The organism is Streptomyces gottesmaniae (assembly GCF_031845845.1).
GTDB lineage: Bacteria > Actinomycetota > Actinomycetes > Streptomycetales > Streptomycetaceae > Streptomyces > Streptomyces akebiae.
In genome coordinates this window covers 179,206-200,990 of the sequence record NZ_JAVRFJ010000017.1, presented here as the reverse complement: position 1 = coordinate 200,990, position 21,785 = coordinate 179,206, and the positions used below count along the sequence as shown (strand labels likewise).

The 21,785-nt window shown below is 70.8% G+C and carries 18 protein-coding genes; 12 read left to right on the top strand and 6 right to left on the bottom strand.

Going from position 1 to position 21,785, the window contains the following annotated elements:
• Positions 1–1,246 (bottom strand): serine/threonine-protein kinase (locus RM704_RS21000; protein WP_498076437.1); only part of this gene is annotated, 1,246 nt, incomplete at its 3' end.
• Between the two features lie 234 nt (positions 1,247–1,480).
• Between RM704_RS21000 and RM704_RS20995 the strand changes: the two genes are divergently transcribed.
• The gene (locus RM704_RS20995) at positions 1,481–2,224 is read left to right on the top strand and encodes a hypothetical protein (protein WP_033526449.1); all 744 of its coding nucleotides are present in this window, start codon (positions 1,481–1,483) and stop codon (positions 2,222–2,224) included.
• Positions 2,225–2,426: 202 nt separating this feature from the next.
• On the opposite strand, the gene RM704_RS20990 is transcribed toward RM704_RS20995, so the two are convergent.
• Positions 2,427–3,011 (bottom strand): biotin transporter BioY, encoded by a 585-nt coding sequence (locus tag RM704_RS20990; RefSeq protein ID WP_033526448.1) that lies wholly within the window; start codon positions 3,009–3,011, stop codon positions 2,427–2,429.
• A gap of 460 nt (positions 3,012–3,471) precedes the next feature.
• Here RM704_RS20990 and RM704_RS20985 point away from each other — a divergent pair, with 460 nt between their 5' ends.
• From RM704_RS20985 to RM704_RS20945, 9 genes are all read left to right on the top strand, one after another.
• Complete coding sequence (locus tag RM704_RS20985; RefSeq protein ID WP_311591007.1) at positions 3,472–4,770, top strand: ROK family protein; 1,299 nt, start codon at positions 3,472–3,474, stop codon at positions 4,768–4,770.
• Between the two features lie 251 nt (positions 4,771–5,021).
• Complete coding sequence (locus RM704_RS20980; RefSeq protein ID WP_311590997.1) at positions 5,022–6,086, top strand: ABC transporter substrate-binding protein; 1,065 nt, start codon at positions 5,022–5,024, stop codon at positions 6,084–6,086.
• 200 nt (positions 6,087–6,286) lie between these two features.
• On the top strand, positions 6,287–7,090 hold the full coding sequence (locus RM704_RS20975) for an ABC transporter permease (protein WP_438828936.1): 804 nt from the start codon (positions 6,287–6,289) through the stop codon (positions 7,088–7,090).
• Entirely contained in the window at positions 7,066–7,812 is a 747-nt protein-coding gene (locus RM704_RS20970; protein WP_033526391.1) for an ABC transporter ATP-binding protein, read from the top strand. Before RM704_RS20975 ends, RM704_RS20970 begins: the two co-directional genes overlap by 25 nt.
• A gap of 17 nt (positions 7,813–7,829) precedes the next feature.
• Positions 7,830–9,203 carry an LLM class flavin-dependent oxidoreductase gene (locus tag RM704_RS20965; RefSeq protein WP_033526440.1) on the top strand — a complete coding sequence of 458 codons (1,374 nt, stop codon included), beginning with the start codon at positions 7,830–7,832 and terminating at the stop codon, positions 9,201–9,203.
• Between the two features lie 26 nt (positions 9,204–9,229).
• Positions 9,230–10,144: a TauD/TfdA dioxygenase family protein gene (locus tag RM704_RS20960; RefSeq protein WP_033526392.1), complete on the top strand. Its 915-nt coding sequence runs from the start codon at positions 9,230–9,232 to the stop codon at positions 10,142–10,144.
• Positions 10,145–10,254: 110 nt separating this feature from the next.
• On the top strand, positions 10,255–11,640 hold the full coding sequence (locus tag RM704_RS20955) for an amino acid permease (protein WP_033526393.1): 1,386 nt from the start codon (positions 10,255–10,257) through the stop codon (positions 11,638–11,640).
• 151 nt (positions 11,641–11,791) lie between these two features.
• A complete protein-coding gene (locus tag RM704_RS20950) occupies positions 11,792–12,433 on the top strand; it encodes a superoxide dismutase (protein ID WP_033526394.1) in 642 nt (213 codons plus the stop codon).
• A 227-nt stretch (positions 12,434–12,660) separates the two neighbouring features.
• The gene (locus RM704_RS20945) at positions 12,661–12,879 is read left to right on the top strand and encodes an SH3 domain-containing protein (RefSeq protein WP_033526395.1); all 219 of its coding nucleotides are present in this window, start codon (positions 12,661–12,663) and stop codon (positions 12,877–12,879) included.
• 31 nt (positions 12,880–12,910) lie between these two features.
• On the opposite strand, the gene RM704_RS20940 is transcribed toward RM704_RS20945, so the two are convergent.
• Complete coding sequence (locus RM704_RS20940; protein WP_033526396.1) at positions 12,911–13,564, bottom strand: mycothiol-dependent nitroreductase Rv2466c family protein; 654 nt, start codon at positions 13,562–13,564, stop codon at positions 12,911–12,913.
• Positions 13,565–13,717: 153 nt separating this feature from the next.
• On the opposite strand from RM704_RS20940, the gene pepN reads away from it, so the two are divergent.
• On the top strand, positions 13,718–16,309 hold the full coding sequence (gene pepN, locus RM704_RS20935) for an aminopeptidase N (protein WP_033526397.1): 2,592 nt from the start codon (positions 13,718–13,720) through the stop codon (positions 16,307–16,309).
• Positions 16,310–16,576: 267 nt separating this feature from the next.
• Positions 16,577–17,653, top strand: coding sequence for a hypothetical protein (locus RM704_RS20930; protein ID WP_033526398.1), 1,077 nt, complete (start codon positions 16,577–16,579; stop codon positions 17,651–17,653).
• Positions 17,654–17,737: 84 nt separating this feature from the next.
• Here RM704_RS20930 and RM704_RS20925 read toward each other — a convergent pair whose 3' ends face one another.
• The 3 genes from RM704_RS20925 to RM704_RS20915 all read right to left on the bottom strand — a co-directional run bounded on the left by RM704_RS20925 (position 17,738) and on the right by RM704_RS20915 (position 21,586).
• Positions 17,738–18,904, bottom strand: a complete 1,167-nt coding sequence (locus tag RM704_RS20925) for a serine hydrolase domain-containing protein (protein ID WP_192829616.1) — start codon at positions 18,902–18,904, stop codon at positions 17,738–17,740.
• Positions 18,905–19,018: 114 nt separating this feature from the next.
• Positions 19,019–20,797: a TIGR03767 family metallophosphoesterase gene (locus RM704_RS20920; protein WP_033526400.1), complete on the bottom strand. Its 1,779-nt coding sequence runs from the start codon at positions 20,795–20,797 to the stop codon at positions 19,019–19,021.
• A 327-nt stretch (positions 20,798–21,124) separates the two neighbouring features.
• Positions 21,125–21,586, bottom strand: coding sequence for an NUDIX hydrolase (locus tag RM704_RS20915; RefSeq protein ID WP_033526401.1), 462 nt, complete (start codon positions 21,584–21,586; stop codon positions 21,125–21,127).
• Positions 21,587–21,785 lie beyond the last annotated feature (199 nt).

Below are 21,785 nucleotides of genomic sequence, written 5' to 3'. Positions count from 1 at the left end.
GGCGCTGGGTCGCGAAGGGCGGAGGGGGCGGGAGAGAAGTGCGGCGGCGGACGGGGGTGGTGGCTCGGTCGGGGTGGGGGGCGGAGCGTGCTGTGGGGGTGGGGCTTGCTGCGGGAGTGGGGCTTGCTGCAGGGGTGGAGGGTGCTGCCTGGGTCGGGACTCGTGCGGGCGAGGGGGGCGTCGCGTTGGGTGCCGGTGCCGGTTCCCGTGGCGGTTCCGGGGTGGTGCCGGTCGGTGATGGCGCGCTTCCTGCCGGTGGCCTCGGACTCTCCTCGACCGGCGCCGGAGGTCCCGCGTTCGCCTCGGGTCCGGCTCCGGGGTCCGACTCGCCCGGCGCACCCGGGACATCCCGCGCACCCGGTTCGCCGGGGGGCTCTCCTTCCTCCGTGCGGGGCGGGTCCGGCTCCGCCATCCCCGTCGCTGTCCCTGTCACCGTCACCGTCGGCGTCGGCGGGGCGGCCGCCGGAGGTGCGGTGATGGCGCGCAGTGCCTCGGTGAGTTGGGGCAGGCCGGGCCGGGCGTCGGGGTCCTTTGCGAGGAGGGTGGCCAGGAGAGGTCGGAGGGGGCCCGCGGCTGCGGGGAGTTCGGGCTCCTCGTAGAGGACGGCGTGGAGGGTGGCGAGAGTGGAGGAGCGGGAGAAGGGGGAGCGTTCGCCGAGGGCCGCGCAGAGCGTGGCGCCGAGTGACCAGAGGTCGGAGGGCGGGCCCTGGGGGCGGCCGGAGACGCGCTCGGGGGCCATGTAGTCGGGGGAGCCGACGAGCATGCCGGCCATGGTGAGGGCCTCGGCGTTCTGGATGGCGGCGATGCCGAAGTCGGTGAGGACGGCCCGGTGGGCGCCCGTACGCCTGATCAGGACGTTGGCCGGTTTGATGTCGCGGTGCAGGACGCCCTGCGCGTGCACCTGACCCAGCGCGTCGACGAGTTCGAGGCCGATACGGGCCGTGTCGTGCGCGTCGAGGGGACCGTCCTCCACCACCAGTCGCTCCAGGGAGCGGCCGTCGACCAACTCCATGACGATCCACAGCCGTTCGCCCGCGTCGACGACGTCGTAGACGCGCACCACGTTGGGGTGGTCGATCCGGGCCGTGGCCCTGGCCTCCCGCAGGGTTCGCTCGCGTCGGGTGCGAATGTCCTCCGGGTCGTGACCGTCGATACGCATTTCCTTGACGGCCACCTGACGGTCGAGTATTTCGTCGGCGGCCCGCCAGACCCGACCCATTCCGCCCTGGCCGATGCTTTCGACCAACCGATAACGGTCGGCCACCATAAGCCCCGGAACACCACCCCGCGTTATTTCCGGCACCCCCACGCCCCCCTTCAACAACCCTTTCCCGACTGACCGCACGCGCCACAGAGGAACCACATCGTCGCGCATTGGTCACACTTCGCGCCGACCCAGCATAGTGCCGAGAAATCTTGTGGTACCTCTTCATAGGCCGTGAATTCAGGCACGGCCAGGGGGACCCAAGGGGGATGGAACATGAGTTCTCATCGTAAGGCTGCCATCGCCGGATCGCTGCTCACCGCGTCGTTCACGTCGGTGATGATCCTCGGCTTCACGGCCTCGGCGGACGACGAGGGGGGATTGAGCAATCATGGCGGAAAGACCATGGACGCGGCACCGGCGGACGTAAAGCTCTCGACGCTGCTGTCCAAGGAGATCAAAGTCGACAACAAGTCCGGGGAAACGAATATCACCGGCGTCGTGAAGAACGAAGGCAGCAAGGCGAGCGGGGAAATTCGATTGCTCGTGGTCGGTTTCGACGGCATGACGGTCAAGAACGTCAAGGGGTGTTCGACCATTCCGGAGGGGGATCTTCCCGACGGCGCGAACAGCGGATTCGCGTGCGCGATCGACGATCTGGCGGCCGGGAAGTCGAAGACCTATGCGATCGAGGCCACGTACGACCTGAGCGAGCAGGGAAAGATCTGTCTGCCGGTGCAGAACGCCGACGGCTCCAAGACGTACTGGCAGCAGGGCCCGGTCCCGTTCGGCACGACCAACCAGTCACCGAACGAGCCCGCCACGCCGCTGCTCCTCGGCACCGACAACAGTCCGGTCACGCCCGGCGGCGGGGGCGGTAAGGACGACAAGCCGGACGAGCTGCCCCAGACCGGCCCCGCCGACCGCGTCCTGCCGCTGGGCATGGCGGGCGCCGCGCTCATCTCCGCCGGCGCCGCGGGTCTGTGGTGGAACCAGCGGCGGGCCCGGCAGGAGTCCTGATCCGGAACACCGGAACACCGGGACACCGCGCGCCGGACGTCGGAACAGTGAGGCGCCGGAACACCCGAAGGCCCCAACGCCGGGGCCCCAACGCCGAAGAGGCTCGCCGTGGTGCGGTCGGAGTGCGACCCGGCGAACCTCTTCGGTGGTGTCGCGGCGCCATCGGCGGGCGGGGCCCGGTCAGCCGCGGTGTGTCACGGCGTCACTTCTTCAGCAGCTTCCATGCCGTCGGCAGCAGCCCCATGGCGAGCACGACCTTGATGGCGTCGCCGATCAGGAAGGGGGTGAGGCCGAGCGCGACAGCGGAGGAGAGGCTGATGTCGGCGGTGGCGGCGAGGTAGGGGACGCCGACGGCGTAGATGATCACCTCGCCGACGAGCATCGTGCCGGCCATCCGCAGCGTGGAGCGGTCGCCGCCCCGACGGGCCAGGGCGCCCACGGCGGCGACCGCCAGGATCATCCCGAGGATGTAGCCGAAGGAGACGCCGACGCCGGACGTGCCGTTCGCGAACCACGGCACGCCGAGCAGGCCGACCAGCGCGTAGAGGGCGAGAGAGGCGACACCGCGGCCCGCGCCCAGGGTGGTGCCGACGAGCAGGGCCGCGAAGGTCTGGCCGGTGACCGGGACCGGCGAGCCCGGCACGGGCACCGCGATCTGGGCGGCGAGCCCGGTGAGCGCGGCGCCGCCCACCACGAGCGCGATGTCGCGGGCGCGGACGCCGGAAAGGGGCAGACGGTCGGCGAGGACCTCGCCGGGGCGGGCTGACGTGGCGGCGGCGGTGCTCATGTTCGGGCTCACTCCGGCGGGTGACGGTGGCGGGGACACGGTGACGCTATCCCAGGCCCCAGGTGCCGGACACCGTCAGCGCTCAACAAAGGGGGGAACGACGGCTTGGTGGGCTTCACACAAAGGATGGGGGTTACACCTGGTACGGCGTGACACCGGTCACTGAGGTGGCACGGCTTGGGTCCTGACGGGGTGTCGCCTCACATCTGTAGGGTTTCACCAATCGGGTCGGAGGGGTGGACAGGTGCCGTCTCGCCCGTCGGTCGCCGTCTGGGCAGCGGTGGGCCGTTTTGCTAGCTTCGACCGCATGGTTGCCCAGGCCCGGTACTTCTCGTCGCGTCGCTACGTCGATCTGCGACGCGTGGGCGCGGCCACCTGTCGCCGACCCGGGTGAGGCGGCTCCGGCACGCCTCGCCTTCCGTGAGGCGCAGTGTCGGACCCGTTCCCGAGGATGATCGCCATGCCCCGTGCCGCGACAGCACCCACCCTTCAGGCTCCCCTTCCCCCAACTCCCGCTTCCTCCGCCCTTCGGGCCGCTCCCCCGTCGGCCCCTGCCGCGACCGCCGGGTCTCCCGTACCGCGTGCCGCCGACAGCGACCGCCGGCGGACCAGTGCCAGCGTGGTCCTGCGGTCGGTGCTGGAGCACGGTCCCGTGGCGCGCAGCGTCATCGCCCGGGTGACGGGGCTGTCGCCGGCGTCGGTGACCGACTACTGCGCCCGGTTCACCGGGCTCGGTCTCGTCCGTGAGGCCGAGCCGCCCCGGCGCTCCAAGGGGGCGGGGCGTCCGCATGTGCCCCTCGACCTCGACGACTCGCGGTTCGTGGTGGGCGGGGTGCATGTGGCCGTCCCGTTCACGACGGTCGCTCTGCTCGATCTGCGCGGACGCGTGCTCGTGGAGCGGCGGTCCAAGCACACGTCCACCGAGCCCGGGACGGTCCTGGCGCGGGCCGCCGACGAACTCCGCGCCCTGCTGGACACGAGGCCGGGCTGCCGGGCCCTGGCCGTCGGCTTCGCGGCCGGCGGCTGGGTGGACCGGGAGAGCGGGACCGTCGTCGAGCATCCGTTGCTGGGCTGGCGCGATGTGCCGGTACGGGAGGTCCTCGGTGCCCGGACCGGGCTGCCGGTCCACGTGGACGGGCACGCGCGGGCGTTGGTGGGAGCCGAGCAGCTGTTCGGGCGGGCGCGGGGCAGCCGGAGTGTGCTGCATCTGTTCGTCGGCAACATGGTGGACGCGGCGTTCGCGACCAACGACGAGGTGCACCACGGGCCGCGCTCGCAGGCCGGGTCCGTCGCCCATCTGCCGTTGCCCGGAGGCACCGAGCCCTGCGACTGCGGACGCGTCGGTTGCCTCCAGGTCGAGTTGAGCGAGCGCACCCTGTGCCGACGGGCCCGGGAGGCCGGGGTCATCGACGGGACGAACCCGATGCGGGTGCTGGACGCCGCGGCGGACGGCGACGCGACGGCCGTACGGCTGCTGGTGGAGCGGGCCCGGACGGTGGGGCGGGCGGTGGACCTGCTGCTCGACGTGCTGAACCCGGAGACCGTGGTCGTCACCGAGATCGGGGTGATCGGCCGGGCGGACTGTCTGGCCGCGCTGCACGAGGTGGTCGGGGCGGGCCGGGCGGCGGCCGTGGCGCCGACGAGCTTCCCCGATCACGTGCCGGCCACGGCGGGCGGGGCGGTGGCCCTGGACGTGCTGTTCCGGGATCCGCTGGGGTCCGTGGAGCGTCTGGAGCAGGCGTCGGCCGGGGCCGGTTAATTCAGAAACTCCGAATGTTGACAGGCCTTGCCGAAGACCGGGAACATCGTTTTCATGCTGCTCACGAGTTGTCGCACCCTCTGTTGCTGACACGTTGACGTCCCGGAGTGCCCAGCGCACTCCGGCGTACGCGGCACTTTCTCCTGCGTGATATTCACTTCCGCAGCTTTCCGCTGTCCCCGTCCGCTTCCGCGGTTTCTCCGTGCGCTCTTTCGCGCACCGTCCCACCGTTCACCTCTGGGGGTCCTCCCATGCCTTCTTCCGCCGCGCCCGGTTTCGACCGGCGACTCTTCCTCACCTCTCTGCTCGGCGCCACGGCCGCGGCGGCCGGGCTCAGCGGCTGCGCCGACAGCAGCGCGGCGACCGCCCGTACGGCGGCGGACGCGCCGCTGCCCACCAAGGTTCCGCCGGGTACGAGCCTGAAGATCTCCTCGTTCCAGAATCAACAGGAGTTGCAGCTCAAGCTCGCGAAACTCGACGATCTGCCTTTCCGGGTGAGCAGTTGGGCGAACATCGGCGCAGGGCCCGATGTCATCAACGCTTTCCGGTCGGGTTCGCTGGACGTCGCCAACAATGCGGGAATCCCGCCGATCCAGGCGCACTACCAGGGATACGACGCGAAGATCGTCGCCATCAACATCACCCGGAAGCCGAACTATCTCTTCGCCACCAAGCCCGGCAGCGACATCACCACGGTCGAGGATTTCCGGGGCAAGAAGCTCGCCTTCTCCCAGGGGCAGGCCCAGGGCGTCGTCCTCCTGCGGGCGCTGAAGGAGGCGGGGCTCGCCTACGACGACGCCGAGTTGGTCCCGCTGACCAGCAACCAGTTCCTGACCGCCCTCCAGTCGGGCCAGGTGGATGTCGCGCCGCTCGCCAACCAGCAGGCGCCCGCCTATCTCCAGCAGTACGGGTCCAAGGGCGCCCGCACGATCCCCACCGACGTGGTGGACCTGCTCAACCTGCTGTGGGCGCCGGCCTCCGTGCTGGGCGACTCCGCGAAGGCGGCCGCCGTCGCCGCGTACATCCCGTACTGGGCGAAGGGCGCGGTCTGGCAGTACGAGAACCCGGACATCTGGAACGAGGAGTTCTACGTGAAGACCCAGAACCTGACACCCGCCCAGGCCCAGTCGATCAGCGAGCTGGCCAACAAGCCGCTCTTCCCGCCGAGTTGGGACGAGGCGATCGCGTGGGAGCAGGAGACCGCCGATCTGCTGGCGGAGGGCGGCTTCGTGAAGAAGTTCGACGTCGGCACGCTCTTCGACCGGCGGTTCGAGGGGATCGCCGCGAAGGCCGTGACCGCGGGGTACCGGAAGTGAGCGCCGTGACCACGGGTGCCGTCCCCGCAGGCGCGAACGGCGCCGACACCGCCGAAGCGAGCACCGTGACGGACACGGCCGAAGCGAGCACCGTGACCGACACGGCCGAAGCGAGCACCGTGACCGACACGGCCGCCCGCGGCACGTCCCGGTCCGGCGCCGACGCGTCCGGCGCCGCCTCGTCCCGCGCCCTCGCGGCCGTGGACGAGACCGGTCAGGTCCGCAGGCGCCGCCGCCTCTCCCCCGGCAGGCGGCTGCCCGCCTCCCGGCTGGTCGGGCCGGTGCTGTTCCTCGTCCTCTGGGCCGTCGCCTCCGCCGCCGGTCAGCTCGACCCGGCGGCGATCCCGGCGCCCTGGACGGTGTTGGAGACCGGGGTCCGGCTGTGGACCGACGGGACGCTGCCGACGGACATCGTGACCTCGTTGCAGCGGGCCGGGTCCGGGTTCGCGATCGGGCTGACCGCCGGGGTCGTGCTCGCCCTGGCCTCCGGGCTGAGCCGGACCGGCGAGGCGCTGATCGACGGGACCGTGCAGCTCAACCGGGCGATCCCGACGCTGGGTCTGATCCCGCTGTTCATCCTCTGGCTGGGCATCGGCGAGACCTTCAAGATCGCGATCATCGCCATCGTCGTCTACATCCCGATCTACCTCAACACCCATGCCGCGCTGGCCGGCATCGACAGTCGTTTCGTCGAACTCGCCGAGGTGCAGGGCCTGTCACGGTTCCGGTTCGTCCGGCAGATCGTCGTCCCCGGCGCGCTGCCCGGCTTCTTCGTGGGCCTGCGGCTCGGGGTGACCGGCTCCTGGCTGGGCCTGGTCGTGCTGGAGCAGATCAACGCCACCAACGGACTCGGTTACATGATGTTCCAGGCCACCAACTACGGCCAGAGCGACGTCATCCTCGTCGGCCTGGCCGTCTACGGGATCTTCGGTCTGGTCTCCGACAGCGCGGTCCGTCTCATCGAACGGAGGGTGCTGTCATGGCGACGCACACTGAGCAGCTGACCACCACCGCCACCCGGCCCGCCGTCCAACTGCGGGACCTGACCAGGTCGTTCGACGGGCGCAAGGTCCTCGACGGGGTCGACCTCGACATCCCCGCCGGGCAGTTCGTCGCCCTGCTCGGGCACAGCGGCTCCGGCAAGAGCACGCTGCTGCGGGCGGTCGCCGGGCTCGACCACGAGGTGGCGGGCAGCGGCCGGCTGACCGCGCCGGCCAGGGTGTCCGTCGTCTTCCAGGACTCCCGGCTGCTGCCCTGGCGCCGGGTCCTCGACAACGTACTGCTGGGCACCGAGGGCAAGGAGGCCGCCGGCAAGGGCCGGGAGGCACTCGCCGAGGTGGGCCTCAAGGGCCGCGAGCGCGCCTGGCCGAACGAGCTGTCCGGCGGGGAGACCCAGCGCGCGGCGCTGGCCCGCTCCCTGGTCCGCGAGCCCGAACTGCTGCTCGCCGACGAGCCGTTCGGCGCGCTGGACGCGCTCACCCGGATCAGGATGCACACCCTGCTCAGGCAGCTGTGGGAGCGCCACCGGCCGTCCGTCCTGCTCGTCACCCATGACGTGGACGAGGCGATCGTGCTCGCCGACCGGGTCCTCGTGCTCGAAGAGGGCCGTATCGGCCTCGACCTGACCATCGACCGCCCGCACCCGCGCTCGTACCGGGATCCCCTGCTGGGCGAGTACCGCGAGCGGCTGCTGGCCGCGCTCGGGGTGAAGGAGGACCACCAGTGACCCGGGAGAACAGACACGTGCCGCGACGCCAGCTCCATCTCAACGCCTTCCTGATGAACACCGGGCACCACGAGGCCTCGTGGCGGCTGCCCGAGTCCGATCCGTACGCGCACGTCGAGCTGGACCACTACGTGCGGCTGGCCCGGATCGCGGAGCGCGGTACGTTCGACTCGCTGTTCCTGGCCGACGGGCCGCAGTTGTGGGGCAGCGTGGGCCAGCGTCCGGCGGGCGCCCTGGAGCCGCTCACCCTGCTGACCGCGCTGGCGACGGCCACCGAGCACATCGGCCTGATCGCCACCGCCTCCACCTCCTACAACTCCCCCTACAACCTGGCCCGCAAGTTCGCCTCGCTCGACATCCTGAGCGGCGGCCGGGCCGGCTGGAACATCGTCACCACCGCCGGCGCCGAGGCCGCCCGCAACTTCGGCCTGGACGCCGAGCCCGCGCACGCCCAGCGGTACGCCCGGGCCGCCGAGTTCCTCGACGTGGCGCTGAAGCTCTGGGACAGCTGGGAGGACGACGCGATCGTCGCCGACAAGGAGACCGGCGTCTGGGGCGACGACACGAAGATCCACCCGCCCCGGCACCGGGGGACGTACTTCAGTGTCGAGGGCCCGCTCAACGTGCCGCGCTCGCCGCAGGGTTATCCGCTGCTGGTGCAGGCGGGGTCCAGCGAGGACGGCAGGGCGTTCGCCGCGCGGTACGCGGAGGCCGTGTTCACCGCGCAGCAGACCGTCGGGGACGCGCGGGCCTTCTACGCCGACCTCAAGTCCCGCACGGTCGCGGCCGGCCGGGATCCGGAGCACATCAAGGTGCTGCCGGGGCTCGTCCCCGTCCTCGGGTCGACGGAGGCCGAGGCGCGGGCCGCCGAGCGGGTGCTGGAGGACCACATCGTGTACACGCACGGGGTGGGCAATCTGGAGCGGCTGCTGCAACTACCGGCTGGTTCCCTTGAGTTGGACGCCCCGCTGCCGGCCGATCTGCCGCCGGAGAGCGCGATCGAAGGCGCCAAGAGCCGCTACACCCTCGTCGTCGAGCTGGCCCGGCGCGACCGGCTCACCGTGCGGGAGCTGATCGGGCGCCTGGGCGGCGGGCGCGGGCACCTCACCTTCGCCGGTACGCCCGAGCAGGTCGCCGACGAGATCGAGACCTGGTTCACGGGAGGCGCCGCCGACGGCTTCAACATCATGCCCGCGGTGCTGCCGTCCGGCCTCGACGCCTTCGTCGAGCACGTCGTGCCGATCCTGCGCGCCCGCGGTCTGCTCCGCACCGCGTACGGGCCGCGCCGGACCCTGCGGGACCGCTACGGCCTGCCGCGTCCCGCCAACCAGCACGTGAAGGAAGTCGCCCCACCCCTACCCGCGCACGCACCCACACCCACCCTCGTCTGACCCCGGCTCCCGGAAGGAACCGCACCATGGCCATCGACATCCGCAAGGTCACCGGAAACATCGGCGCCCGAGTATCCGGCGTCGACGTCTCCCAGCCCCTCGACGAGGAGACCGTCGCCGCGCTGCGTGAGGCGCTCAACGTCCACAAGGCGCTCGTGTTCGACGACGTGAACCTCGACGACGACGGCCATCAGGCCTTCGTCCGTCACTTCGGCGACATCACCACCGCCCACCCGACCGTGGCCGCCGTCGCGGGTGCCGCGAACGTCCTGCCCGTGGACAGCGAGCGCGGGCGCGCCAACCACTGGCACACCGACGTCACGTTCGTGCTCAACCCGCCGCAGGCCACCACCCTGCGCAGCATCACGATCCCGCCGTACGGCGGTGAGACGCTGATCGCCAACGCGGCGGCGGCCTACCGGGACCTGCCCGAGCCGCTGCGGCGGCTGGCCGACGGCCTGTGGGCCGAGCACACCAACGACTACGACTACGCGGTGCCGGACGAGGAGATCGACGCGGAGCGGGCCGAGCAGCGCGCCCGGTTCACCTCGATCAGGTACCGCACGGCCCACCCGGTGGTCCGCGTCCACCCCTTGACCGGTGAACGCGGGTTGTTCATCGGCGGGTTCGCGCAGCGGATCGTGGGCCTGTCGCTCGGCGAGTCCCGCAAGCTCCTGGACCTGCTCCAGTCGTACGTGACCCGGCCGGAGAACGTGCTGCGCCACCGCTGGTCGGACAACCAGCTCGTCGTCTTCGACAACCGCGTCACCCAGCACTACGCCATCGACAACTACGACGGTCTGCCGCGCCGGCTGCACCGGGTGACCGTCGCCGGGGAGGTTCCGGTGGGCATCGAGGGCAAGGAGAGCCACTCGATCGAGGGGGACGCCTCGCACTACACGCCGGTGGCCGCCCGGGCGGCCGCTCCCGTAGCCGCGTAGTCACCTTCCGTACCGGTCCCGTCCGGATCGCGGACAGCCCCTCCCTGCCGTGGAGGGGCTGTCCAGACTGTGGGCGTTTTGCCGTCTCACGCATTGGACGAACCGCGCCCATGCCCAGCACCTCCGTCAAGGCTCCACAAGAGCCCGACGCGTCCCTGTCCCACGGCCTCAAGCAGCGCCACCTCTCGATGATCGCCCTCGGCGGCGTGATCGGCGCGGGCCTCTTCGTCGGATCCGGGGCGGGCATCGCCGCCGCCGGTCCGTCGATCGTCCTCGCGTACACGCTCTCCGGGCTCCTTGTCATGCTGGTGATGCGGATGCTCGGCGAGATGTCCGCCGCGTATCCCTCCTCGGGCTCCTTCTCCGCACACGCCGAACGCGCCATCGGTCCATGGGCGGGCTTCACGGCCGGCTGGTCGTTCTGGGTGCTGCTCTGCACGGCCGTGGGCCTGGAGGGCATCGGCGCCGCGAAGATCGTGACGGGGTGGCTGCCCGGTACGCCCGAGTGGGCCTGGGTGGCGCTGTTCATGCTGGTGTTCCTGGGCACCAACCTGGCCGCCGTGAAGAACTTCGGTGAGTTCGAGTTCTGGTTCGCCGCACTCAAGGTCGGCGCGATCTCCCTGTTCCTGGTGCTGGGCGTGCTGGCCGTCGCCGGTGTCCTGCCGGGCACCGACGCGCCCGGCCTCGCCAACCTGACCGGCGAGGGCGGTCTGCTGCCGGGCGGCGCCGACGGCCTGGTCATCGGCCTGCTGGCGTCGATCTTCGCGTACGGCGGCCTGGAGACCGTGACGATCGCGGCGGCCGAGTCCGAGGACCCCGTGAAGGGTGTGGCCACGGCGGTCCGTACGGCGATGTGGCGCATCGCCCTCTTCTACATCGGCTCCATGGCGGTCATCGTCACCCTCGTCCCATGGGACTCGAAGGCGGTCGTGGAGAAGGGCCCGTACGTCGCCGCCCTCGACCACCTGGGCATCCCCGGCGCCGGTCAGGTGATGAACGTGGTCGTGCTGGTGGCCCTGCTGAGCGCGATGAACGCCAACATCTACGGCTCGTCCCGGATCGCCTACTCCCTGGTGGCGCGCGGGCTGGGCCCGAAGGTGATCGGCCGGGTGTCGGGCGGGGTCCCCCGGATCGCGGTCCTGGCCTCCAGCGTCTTCGGCTTCCTCTGCGTCCTGCTCAGCTACTGGCGCCCCGACGACGTCTTCCCCTGGCTCCTCAACATGATCGGGGCGGTCGTCCTCGTCGTCTGGATCCTCATCGCCGTCTCCCAACTGCTCCTGCGTCGCCGCATCGAGCGTGAGGCCCCGGAGCGGCTGGTCGTGCGGATGTGGGCGTTCCCCTGGCTGACGTGGGTGGCGCTCGCGGGGATGGCCGCCGTCTTCGTCCTGATGGCCCGGGAGCCGGGGACGCGGACGCAGTTGTACTGGACGGGCGGCATGACGCTGATTTTGGCGGTGGTCGGTTACGTCCGGCAGCGGACGCGCGCCGCGGGCTGACATCGGCTCGCACGCTTCAGGGCCCTCGCGCGGAGGACGGACGGTCGGTTCGCGCGAGGGCCCTTTCGCGTGCCCGGGCACGCCCCCACAGTCTCTTGCTGCTAGCGTGCACTTGCAAGTACTTTGCAATAAGAGGTCGGAGGGGACCCCCATGCCCGTCTACACGCTTCCCGAACTGCCGTACGACTACGCGGCGCTGGCGCCCGTGATCAGCCCCGAGATCATCGAGCTGCACCACGACAAGCACCACGCGGCGTACGTCAAGGGAGCCAACGACACCCTGGAGCAGCTGGCCGAGGCGCGGGACAAGGAGACCTGGGGGGCCATCAACGGCCTGGAGAAGAACCTGGCCTTCCATCTCTCCGGCCACATCCTGCACTCGATCTACTGGCAGAACATGACCGGCGACGGCGGCGGCGAGCCCCTGGAGAAGGACGGCGTGGGTGAGCTGGCGGACGCCATCGCCGAGTCCTTCGGCTCCTTCGCCGGCTTCAAGGCCCAGTTGACCAAGGCCGCCGCGACCACCCAGGGCTCGGGCTGGGGTGTGCTGGCGTACGAGCCGCTGAGCGGGCGTCTGGTCGTCGAGCAGGTCTACGACCACCAGGGCAACGTCGGCCAGGGCTCCACCCCGATCCTCGTCTTCGACGCCTGGGAGCACGCCTTCTACCTGCAGTACAAGAACCAGAAGGTCGACTTCATCGACGCCATGTGGGCCGTCGTGAACTGGCAGGATGTGGCCCGCCGTTACGCGGCGGCCAGGTCCCGCGCGGATGTGCTGCTGCTGACCCCCTGAGCCGGCGACCGAGACGTCCTGCTCGTGATCGTCTTCTCAACCTTCACGGGACAGGCGGAAAAGGGAGAACCCCCGCGAGGACGTGACTCGCGGGGGTTCTCGCCCTCCGGGACCGCCGGAACACGCCACGGCGGGACGCATTCCGGTCTGACCGCTTCCTCGGCTTTCGCCCTATGCTCCCGTTTCCGGCCGGATTCCCGATCCGGCGGACCGGACCGGGAGGTCGCATGGACGTGAGCTACAAGCACTGCCCTCCGTGTGGCGGCGGCAAGCCCCTGCCGTTCCACAAGGCGGACAAGGCGGTACAGGAGTACCTGGAGTCCCTGGGCAAGAACCCGGCGGGCTGGTGGCGCTGCGCCAACCACGGCGAGAAGGGCCGCTGCCTGTTCGTCCAGCCGTACGGCAAACAGAGCGAGGGCCTGACCCTCCCGGAGTCCTTCCGGTGACCCGGCCTGCCGGGGCCGGTCGCTCGCCCTGTCAGATCAAGTTACTGAAGTCCGGGCCCTGCGTGCGGGAGCGCTTGATCTCGTAGAAGCCGGGGACCGAGGCGACGAGGAGGGTGCCGTCCCAGAGCCTGGCGGCCTCCTCGCCCTTCGGGGCGGGGGTGACGACCGGGCCGAAGAAGGCGATCTGCTCGCCGTCGGCGCCGGGGACGGCGATGACGGGCGTGCCGACGTCCTGGCCGACCTTGTCGATGCCCTCCTTGTGGGAGGCGCGCAGCTCGGCCTCGTACGGGGTGGAGTCCCAGTGGTCCATGAGGGAGTCGGGCAGGCCGACGTCCTTCAGCGCGGCGGCGACCGTCTCCTTCTCGGGGCCCTCGCCCTGGTTGTGGATCCGCGTGCCGAGCGCGGTGTAGAGGTCGCCGAGCACCTCGGGGCCGTGCTCCTGCTGGGCGGCTATCACGATCCGCACCGGGCCCCAGGCCTTGGTGGCCAGCAGCTCGCGGTACTCCTCGGGCAGCTCGTCGATCTTGGGCTCGTTCAGTACCGCGAGGCTCATCAGATGCCAGCGGACCTCGATGTCGCGGACCTTCTCGACCTCCAGGACCCAGCGCGAGGTCATCCAGGCCCAGGGGCACAGCGGGTCGAACCAGAAGTCGACAGGGGTCTTGCCAGAGGTCTGCTCGGACATGGTTCTCCTCGAAAGGGATACGAAGACGGAGTCGTGCGGGTTCGGTTTACCGGGCAACAACCGGCAACACCGAGGACGGCCCCGGTCATTCCCGCGGTGCATGGCAGGATCGGGCTGTCCGCATTCTGAACACCACCCGAGGGAGTGCCGCCCGTGCCCGGTGAGAATCTGACCCGTGACGAGGCCCAGGAGCGGGCCGCGCTGTTGTCCGTCGACGGCTACGAGGTCTCCCTCGACCTGCGCTCCGCCGTCGGTGACTCCGGCGGCCCGGGTGGCGAACCGCGCACCTTCCGGTCGGTGACGACGATCCGGTTCCGGTGCGCCGACCCAGGCGCCACGAGCTTCGCCGATCTGGTCGCGCCGCGGGTGACGGCCGTCTCCCTCAACGGCAGGGACCTCGACCCGAGCGAGGTCTTCGACGGCTCCCGGATCGCCCTCGACGACCTGGCCGCCGAGAACGAGCTGGTGGTCGACGCCCAGTGCGCCTACTCCCGCACCGGCGAGGGCATGCACCGCTTCGTCGACCCGGAGGACGGCGAGGTCTACCTCTACACGCAGTACGAGCCGGCCGACAGCCGCCGGGTCTTCGCGAACTTCGAGCAGCCGGACCTCAAGGCCCCCTACCGCTTCGAGGTGCGCGCCCCCGAGGGGTGGGTCGTGTGGAGCAACGGGGTCGGCGAACAGACGGACGGGGTGTGGCGGTTCGCGGAGACGAAGCCGATCTCGACGTACATCACGGCGATCGTCGCGGGCCCTTACCACTACGTGACGGACACCTACGAGCGGGTCTTCGAGGACGGTACGCGGCTGGAGATCCCCCTCGGCGCGATGTGCCGCAAGGGTCTCGCGCCCTACTTCGACTCCGACGACGTCTTCCTGATCACCAAGCAGGGCCTGGACTTCTTCCACGACCACTTCGACTACCCGTACCCGTTCGGGAAGTACGACCAGGCGTTCGTGCCGGAGTACAACCTCGGCGCGATGGAGAACCCCGGACTGGTCACCTTCCGCGAGGAGTTCATCTTCCGCGGCAAGGTCACACGGGCGTCGTACGAGCGGCGGGCCAACGTCGTCCTGCACGAGATGGCGCACATGTGGTTCGGCGACCTGGTGACCATGGTGTGGTGGGACGACCTGTGGCTGAAGGAGTCCTTCGCGGACTTCATGGGTTCTTTCTCGATGGTGGAGGCCACCCGCTTCACCAACGGCTGGATCACCTTCGCCAACAACCGCAAGTCCTGGGCGTACCGCGCCGACCAGTTGCCGTCCACCCATCCGATCACGGCCGACATCCGTGACCTGGAGGACGCCAAGCTCAACTTCGACGGCATCACCTACGCCAAGGGTGCCTCCGTGCTGAAGCAGCTGGTGGCGTACGTGGGGCGCGAGGCCTTCCTGGAGGGCGCCCGGCGCTACTTCAAGCGGAACGCGTACGGCAACACGAAGCTGGGCGACCTGCTGTCGGTCCTGGAGGAGACCAGCGGGCGGGACATGGCGTCCTGGTCGCGGGCCTGGCTGCAGACGGCGGGGGTCAACTCCCTCACCCCGCAGGTGCTGCTCGATCCCGAGGGCCGGATCGACGAGCTGGCGGTGGTGCAGGAGGCGGCGGAGTCGCATCCCGAGCTGCGGCCGCACCGGGTGGCGATCGGCCTGTACCGGCGGGCGAACGGGGAGGACGGCTCGGGCGCGCTGGAGCGGTACGCGCGGGCCGAGGTGGACGTGGACGGGCCGCGTACGGTCGTGGCCGAGCTGGCGGGGGCCGAGGCGCCTGCGCTGGTGCTGGTCAACGACGACGACCTGACGTACTGCAAGATCCGGTTCGACGCGGCGTCGCTGGACACGCTGCGGGCCGGACTCGGTGACATCACCGACCCCCTGGCGCGGGCCCTGTGCTGGTCGGCGCTGTGGAACCTGACGCGGGACGCGCTGCTGCCGGCGCGGGAGTTCGTCGACCTCGTGCTGCGGTTCGCGGGGCGGGAGTCCGACATCGGTGTGCTCCAGATGCTGCACGCCTGGGCCAACTCGGCGCTCACCCACTACGCGGCGCCCGAGTGGCGTCGGACGGGGGGCCGACTGCTCGCGGAGGGTGCGCTGCGCGAGCTGCGGGCGGCCGAGGCGGGCAGTCAGCACCAGCTGACGTGGGCCCGGTTCTTCGCGTCGGTGGCGTCGGACGAGGCCGAACTGGCGGTGTTGCAGGGCCTGTTGTCCGGGGCGGAGAAGGTCGACGGGCTGGAGATCGACCAGGAGCTGCGGTGGGCGTTCCTGGAGCCGCTCTCGACGTACGGGGTCGCCGACGAGGGGGCCCTCGCCGCCGAGCTGGCGCGGGACGACACGGCCTCCGGGAAGCGGCACCAGGTGCGGTGCCTGGCGGCCCGGCCGTCCGCCGCGGTCAAGGCGCAGGCGTGGGCGTCGGTCGTGGAGTCGGACACGCTCTCCAACGCGCTGGTCGAGGCGACGATCACGGGGTTCGCGCGGCCGTCCCAGCGGGAGCTGGTGGCGCCGTACGCGGAGAAGTACTTCGAGGTGATCGAACGGGTGTGGGCCGAGCGGTCCATCCAGATCGGGATGGACGTGGTGCGCGGTCTGTTCCCGTCGCTGCAGGACTCGCCCGCGACGCTGGAGGCGACGGACGCGTGGCTCGCCTCGCACGAATCGGCACCGCCGGCCCTGCGGAGGCTGGTGATCGAGGCCCGCGACGACCTGGCCCGGGCGCTGCGGGGGCAGGAGTGCGACGCGGCCGGATGACCGCCCGCGACACATGGGGTGTCGCGCACCCGGTGGGGGGGGGGGGGGGGCGCGACCGCCCGCGGCGGGGAAGCGACGCCTACGGCGGCACCCCTGGTTGAGAGTTACGAAATTCGGGTAATCAGAGCCGTAACCTTTTCCGGTCGTCGCCCGGACCAGCAGGTATCGGCAGTCGAACGCACGTACTTTAGTGCGGTCTTGTCCGGATTTGTCGACGAGCGTGTAACAGAGGTTCATGGGCGGGCCCGACGCGGAAACCTCCGGGTCATGACGCACAACACCCCGCTCTCCCCCCGCCCCCTCCGTCGCCCCTCGGACGTCACGCGCCGGGTGCTGACGGCCGCGCAGCTGCGCGCGCAGGGTGTCACCGCCGCAGAGACGAACGAACAGTGCCGGTCCGGTGGCCCCTGGCAGCAGATCCTGCCGGGTGTGTTCCTGTTGCACCCCGGCCCGCCCACCTCGGAGGAGCGCCTGCACGCGGTGCTCTCGTACGCGGCCCGCTCACCGTTCCGCGAGACGTCCACCGGGGCCACCGGCGTCACCGGGGTACCCGCGCAGCCGAACGCCGACGAGCCCCGGTCGGCAGCGACGCCCCGCTACCCGGACGTGGTGATCACCGGGCTCGCCGCCCTGACCCTGCACGGCTTCGCGTCCGCTCCCCCGCTGCCCTCCCTGGACACGATCGACGTCCTGGTCCCGCGGCTGCGCCGGCTGCGGACCGTGGGATGCGCGCGGATCGTCCGGACCTCGGCCGTACCGACCCCGTCGTACGTGACCGGCCTGCCCGTCGCCCCCGTGCCGCGCGCTCTGGCGGACGCGGTCGGGGAACTCGCCGACGCGGCCACCGTGCGCAGGCTGCTGACGGAGGCGGTGCGCGGCGGGCACACCGATCCCGCCGCCGTCATCCGGGAGTTGACGGATGCCCGCCTGCTGAACCGTCCGCACGTGGCCGACGCGGTGGAGTCGCTGCTCGCGGAGGGGCGGGCCGTCGCGGAGGACCACCTGTACCGGATGGTCCGCGAACACGCCCTCCCCGACCCCGTCTGGAACGTGGACCTCCGCCTGCCCGGCGGTCCGCACCTCGGCGGCCTGGACGCGTACTGGCCGGAGCAGGCCGTCGCCGTCGAGCTGGACACCCGGGCCCCGCGTCAGGAGGACGACGCGCTGTGGTCCGAGTACGCCCGCAAGCGCGAGATGTTGGAGCGGCTCGGCATCACCGTCGTCCACGTCACGCCCCGGAAGCTGCGTGACTCCCTGGAACAGCAGGCGGCCGTCGTCCGCACCGCGTTGATGGCGTCGTGCGACCGGGATCCGGCGGCGTACGTCGTGGTGCTTCCCCGGTGATCGGGTAACTCGTTCCGGCAGGAGGGGAGAGGAAGGGCCGCCGCCCGTTCGGCGGCCCTTCCTCATGTCACCCCGGGGGCGGGGCTACTTGCCGCAGAACTCCGCCTCCATGATCGACAGGCTGTCGCCCGTCCAGTCGCTGTTGAAGTTGTAGGTGAGGGTGTGGCGGCCGTCGGTGGTGGTGGCGGTCTCGGAGAGGGAGCCGTGGATGCCGCCGCTGTGGCCCCAGAGCCGGAGACCGCAGGAGAGCTCGTAGGTGATGAGCCCGAGGCCGTAGCCGCCGCGTTCCCCGTCGATGGGGACGACGTTCTTCATCTCGGCGAGTTGCTTCCTCGGCAGGAGCCTGCCGCGCAGGAGGGCCGAGACGAAACGGTTGAGGTCACCGGGGGTGGAGATCATCTCGCCCGCCGCGCCGGCGATCGAGGGGTTGAGCTCGGTGGCGTCGTAGGTCCTGCCCTCGGAGGTCTCCGCCAGCTTGGAGTAGGCGCGGCTGTGCCGCTTCGGGACGGTGGGGTCGGTGCCGGGGACCTTCGTGCCGGTGAGGCCGAGGGGTTCGATGACGCGGGCGCGGACCTCGTCGCCGTACGGGTTGCCGGTGGCCTTCTCGATCACCATGCCGGCGAGCACGTAGTTGGTGTTGGAGTAGCTCCAGTCGGCGCCCGGCGCGAAGGTGGGCTCGTGCTTCATGGCGATGCCGACGAGTTGGCGCGGGGTCCAGGTGCGGTAGCGGTTCTTGAGGAAGCCCTCGGCGAGGAAGACGTCCTGCACGAACTGCTCGTCCGAGGTGTACTCGGCGATTCCGCTGGTGTGGTTGAGGAGTTGACGTAGCGTCACCTGGCGTCCGTCGTGGCCCTCGCCGCGCACCACGCCCGGCAGCCATCGCTCCACCTTGTCGTCCAGGGAGAGCCTGCCCTCGGCCGCCAGCTGGAGCAGCACGGTGGAGATGAAGGTCTTGGTGATGCTGCCGACACGGAAGTGGTCGTGGGCGGAGCGCGGCCGGCCCGTCCTGAGGTCGCCCACACCGGACGTCGCCTTCCAGACGCCGCGTTCGTCCTTCGCCTGGACCGCGATGCCGACGACTCCGTCCTCGACATTGGCGTCCATGGCCTTCCGCGTCGCGCCGTGGTCGCCTCCCGCCGTCGCGGCGGTGGGTGCCGCCGCGATCGCCGGCGCGGCCAGGGCCAGCGCCGCGACGACGGCGGTGGCCGCCACCAGACCCGTGCGCGCTGTGCGTGCCGTACGTGCTGACATGTGGTTCTCCCCCTTCGGCCGACATTCTCGGTGACTTCCGGGAACGTCCGGTCCCGAAGGGGGACACGGCGCCGCCCGCCCGGGTTGAGCGGATGGACGCCGGTTGAGCGGTTTTCAGCCCTTGCGGAGCACCAGCTCCGTGTTGCGGTCGCCGGCCGTGCCGGTGAGGGTGTCGCGGCGGCCGGGGGCGTTGTAGGAGAGCTCGCGGTAGAGGGCGGCGAGGCCGGTCTGCGAGAGGTCCGTGAAGTCGGTGGCGTGCGGGGCGGCCGATTCGATCAGCGTGGTGAAGAGGGAGAGCGTGCCGTCCTTGTTGTCCACCAGCTCGATGACCCGGGCCAGTTGGGGGAAGTCGATGTGGGAGGCCGTGGAGATCTCCCAGAAGGAGCCGCCGCTCGAGGCCGAGTGGGGGGTGATGCGGTTGCGGTGGCTGTGGCCGTTCACCCAGGCCAGAACGTTGCGGTGGCGGCCGAGCAGGGCCAGCACCTCGTCGCCGCCGTGACGGGCCTCGGTCGGGCGGGCGGGGTCCTTGCGCAGGTTCCGCATCGACTTGCTCGTGTGGTGGCTGAAGACGACGGCGTACGAACCGTCCTTGGCCGCCTCCTTCAACGTGCGGTCCAGCCACTTGAGTTGGGCCGTGCCGAGGGAGCCCTCGTAGTGCCCGCCGGGGTCGGTGGAGTCGAGGCTGATGCCGATGACGTCATCGGCGATACGGAAGGCGTAGTACTGGGTGCGGGCGTCGAGGTTGGCCCGCGAGTAGCCGTGGCCGACCGGGCCGGGGCCCGTGTGGGCCGGGTCCAGGTGGGCCTTCAGGTACTCCTGCGGGGTGAAGGGGGCGCGGTTCTCGTCCGGGGTGACCGAACGCATCTTCTTCGCCTGGGACTTGAGCACCGCCTTCCAGTCGGCACCTCGGGGGTCGCCGCCGCTCTTGACGTTGTCCCAGAGGGCCTTGCCGACCTGCTCGTCGAGGGACATCAGCTTCTTGCCGCCGACCGCGAAGTCCGCGAAGAAGGAGTCACCGGGGGCGTAGCAGCCGCCCGGGAGGGAGTCGTGGTTGCCGACCGTGGAGTACCAGGGGACGTTCAGGCCGGGGCTGTTGACCTCGCGGATCGCGGCGGCCAGGAAGCCGTTCAGACGCGGGAAGCCGAGCTGCTTGTCGGCGTCGCGGAGGGCCGCGTCCGGCTGCCAGTACAGCTTGAGACCGCTGCTCTGGACGCCCTCGTAGCGGCGCGGGTCACCGGAGTTGGGGGTGACACGGCCGCCGCTCATCACCTTCAGGAACCAGTCCAGTTCGGTCCTGGAGTTGTTGTCGGTGTTGTCGCCGGTCGTCATCACGAAGTGCAGCGGGGAGCCGGTCACCGGGGCGCCGCGCAGCGCGTTCACCCGCTCGACGAGCGAGACCGCGCCGGCCACGGACAGCGCCTCCTGCGGACGCCACGCGCTGGCGGTCTGGGCGCGCAGGTACTCGTAGCGCAGCGGGTGCTGGACGTCCACCACGTGCAGGTCGGTGAACTGCACGAACGACGCCAGTGCCGTACGGCGCTTCTCGCGGCCGGACTTGGGGGTCGCCAGGTCGCCGCGCACGACCCGCGCCCAGGCCGGGCCGGAGCCGAGGCGACGGTATCCGGAGGCGTTGCGAGGGGCCGCGACCGAGGCGAGGGTGGTGCCCCGGGTGTACGGCGCCAGGGGTGCGGCCGGGGCCTCTCTGTTCGAGAGGTTGGCCAGGGGGACCTCGGTGGCGGCGGCACCGTCGGCGGCGGAGGCGGCGTGGGCGTCGGTCTCCGGCCGCAGGGCGAAGCCGACGCCCGCGGCGAGGCCGACGGCGCCGGTGGCGGCGAGGAAGGCCCTGCGGTCTGGGTGGGTGGCGGCGGCAGCGACTGAGCGTATGCGCGACATGGCGCGGTCTCCCCGAATGCGAACGCGTCGGAAGTGGTCGCGGGGCCGCTCCGCCGTGGGGGCCGGAGTGGGGTTCCCGCTCTTCCTTGATGCTTGGCAGCCGGGGTGGCCTGGACGTTAACGACGCCGCAACGGGCGACGCCGATCACCGTACGTGGATCTTCGGGGACGGTGTGCGTCCACCGGGGGTTCCCGAATGTGAGGGGGAGCGAAGGGAGGAGGTCACTCCTTGTTCATCTGGTGGGGTAGGGCACGTATTCGCCGCGGGGCTCCGGTGATGCGGTGCGTGCGGGTGCGTCGGGGTCGCTCGCGCGGTTCCGCACGCCCCTAAGGGTTCAGCGGCGGCGTCAAGTGGCCGTTCGCCGGGCGCTCCCGCCACAGCCGCAGGCCCAGGTCCACCAGCGCCACCCTCGTGAGGGCCGGGATCTCGTCCAGGGGGTGCCAGGCGGCCATGTCCGTGGAGCCGTTCGTCTCGTGGCGGAGGTCGCCGCCGGTGACGCGGGCCTCGTAGACGATGCGCAGTGCCTGGTGGTCGGCGAGGGCGCCGAGGCGGCGGGGGTAGGTGCGCCGGCCGGTGTCGATGCCGAGGAGGACGATGGGTTCGACGGTGTAGCCGGTCTCCTCGGCGGCCTCCCGGACGACCGTGTCGTACGGGTCCTCGCCGTGGTCCATGCCGCCGCCGGGCAGGGTCCACTTCTTCTCGCCGTCCCGTGAGACCCAGCGGGCCAGCAGCATGTGGTCGTCCCGTACGCACACGGCGTAGGCCGCCACCCTCAACTCCTCGCGCATGCACAGACGTTAGCCAAAATGTCCGCTCATGCACGGTCATCGCACCCATGACGGGTGGCGGGTTTACGCCATGACACAATCCCGCCTCGGTCAACCCTCCCCAAACATGTGTCACTTCGGTAAGGCTGAGCGACCATCCGGCACCGCATAACGGACCGGACCGATCCGAACCCGCCGCTCGGATCATCAATGTTCGTTC

What these genes read in the sequence shown, in the direction of transcription:
- RM704_RS20995 (WP_033526449.1), top strand. Translation starts at nt 1,481, where the DNA reads ATGAGTTCTCATCGTAAGGCTGCCATCGCCGGATCGCTGCTCACCGCG.
- RM704_RS20990 (WP_033526448.1), bottom strand. Translation starts at nt 3,011, where the DNA reads ATGAGCACCGCCGCCGCCACGTCAGCCCGCCCCGGCGAGGTCCTCGCC.
- RM704_RS20985 (WP_311591007.1), top strand. Translation starts at nt 3,472, where the DNA reads ATGCCCCGTGCCGCGACAGCACCCACCCTTCAGGCTCCCCTTCCCCCA.
- RM704_RS20980 (WP_311590997.1), top strand. Translation starts at nt 5,022, where the DNA reads ATGCCTTCTTCCGCCGCGCCCGGTTTCGACCGGCGACTCTTCCTCACC.
- RM704_RS20970 (WP_033526391.1), top strand. Translation starts at nt 7,066, where the DNA reads ATGGCGACGCACACTGAGCAGCTGACCACCACCGCCACCCGGCCCGCC.
- RM704_RS20960 (WP_033526392.1), top strand. Translation starts at nt 9,230, where the DNA reads ATGGCCATCGACATCCGCAAGGTCACCGGAAACATCGGCGCCCGAGTA.
- RM704_RS20955 (WP_033526393.1), top strand. Translation starts at nt 10,255, where the DNA reads ATGCCCAGCACCTCCGTCAAGGCTCCACAAGAGCCCGACGCGTCCCTG.
- RM704_RS20950 (WP_033526394.1), top strand. Translation starts at nt 11,792, where the DNA reads ATGCCCGTCTACACGCTTCCCGAACTGCCGTACGACTACGCGGCGCTG.
- RM704_RS20945 (WP_033526395.1), top strand. Translation starts at nt 12,661, where the DNA reads ATGGACGTGAGCTACAAGCACTGCCCTCCGTGTGGCGGCGGCAAGCCC.
- RM704_RS20940 (WP_033526396.1), bottom strand. Translation starts at nt 13,564, where the DNA reads ATGTCCGAGCAGACCTCTGGCAAGACCCCTGTCGACTTCTGGTTCGAC.
- RM704_RS20930 (WP_033526398.1), top strand. Translation starts at nt 16,577, where the DNA reads ATGACGCACAACACCCCGCTCTCCCCCCGCCCCCTCCGTCGCCCCTCG.
- RM704_RS20925 (WP_192829616.1), bottom strand. Translation starts at nt 18,904, where the DNA reads ATGTCAGCACGTACGGCACGCACAGCGCGCACGGGTCTGGTGGCGGCC.
- RM704_RS20920 (WP_033526400.1), bottom strand. Translation starts at nt 20,797, where the DNA reads ATGTCGCGCATACGCTCAGTCGCTGCCGCCGCCACCCACCCAGACCGC.
- RM704_RS20915 (WP_033526401.1), bottom strand. Translation starts at nt 21,586, where the DNA reads ATGCGCGAGGAGTTGAGGGTGGCGGCCTACGCCGTGTGCGTACGGGAC.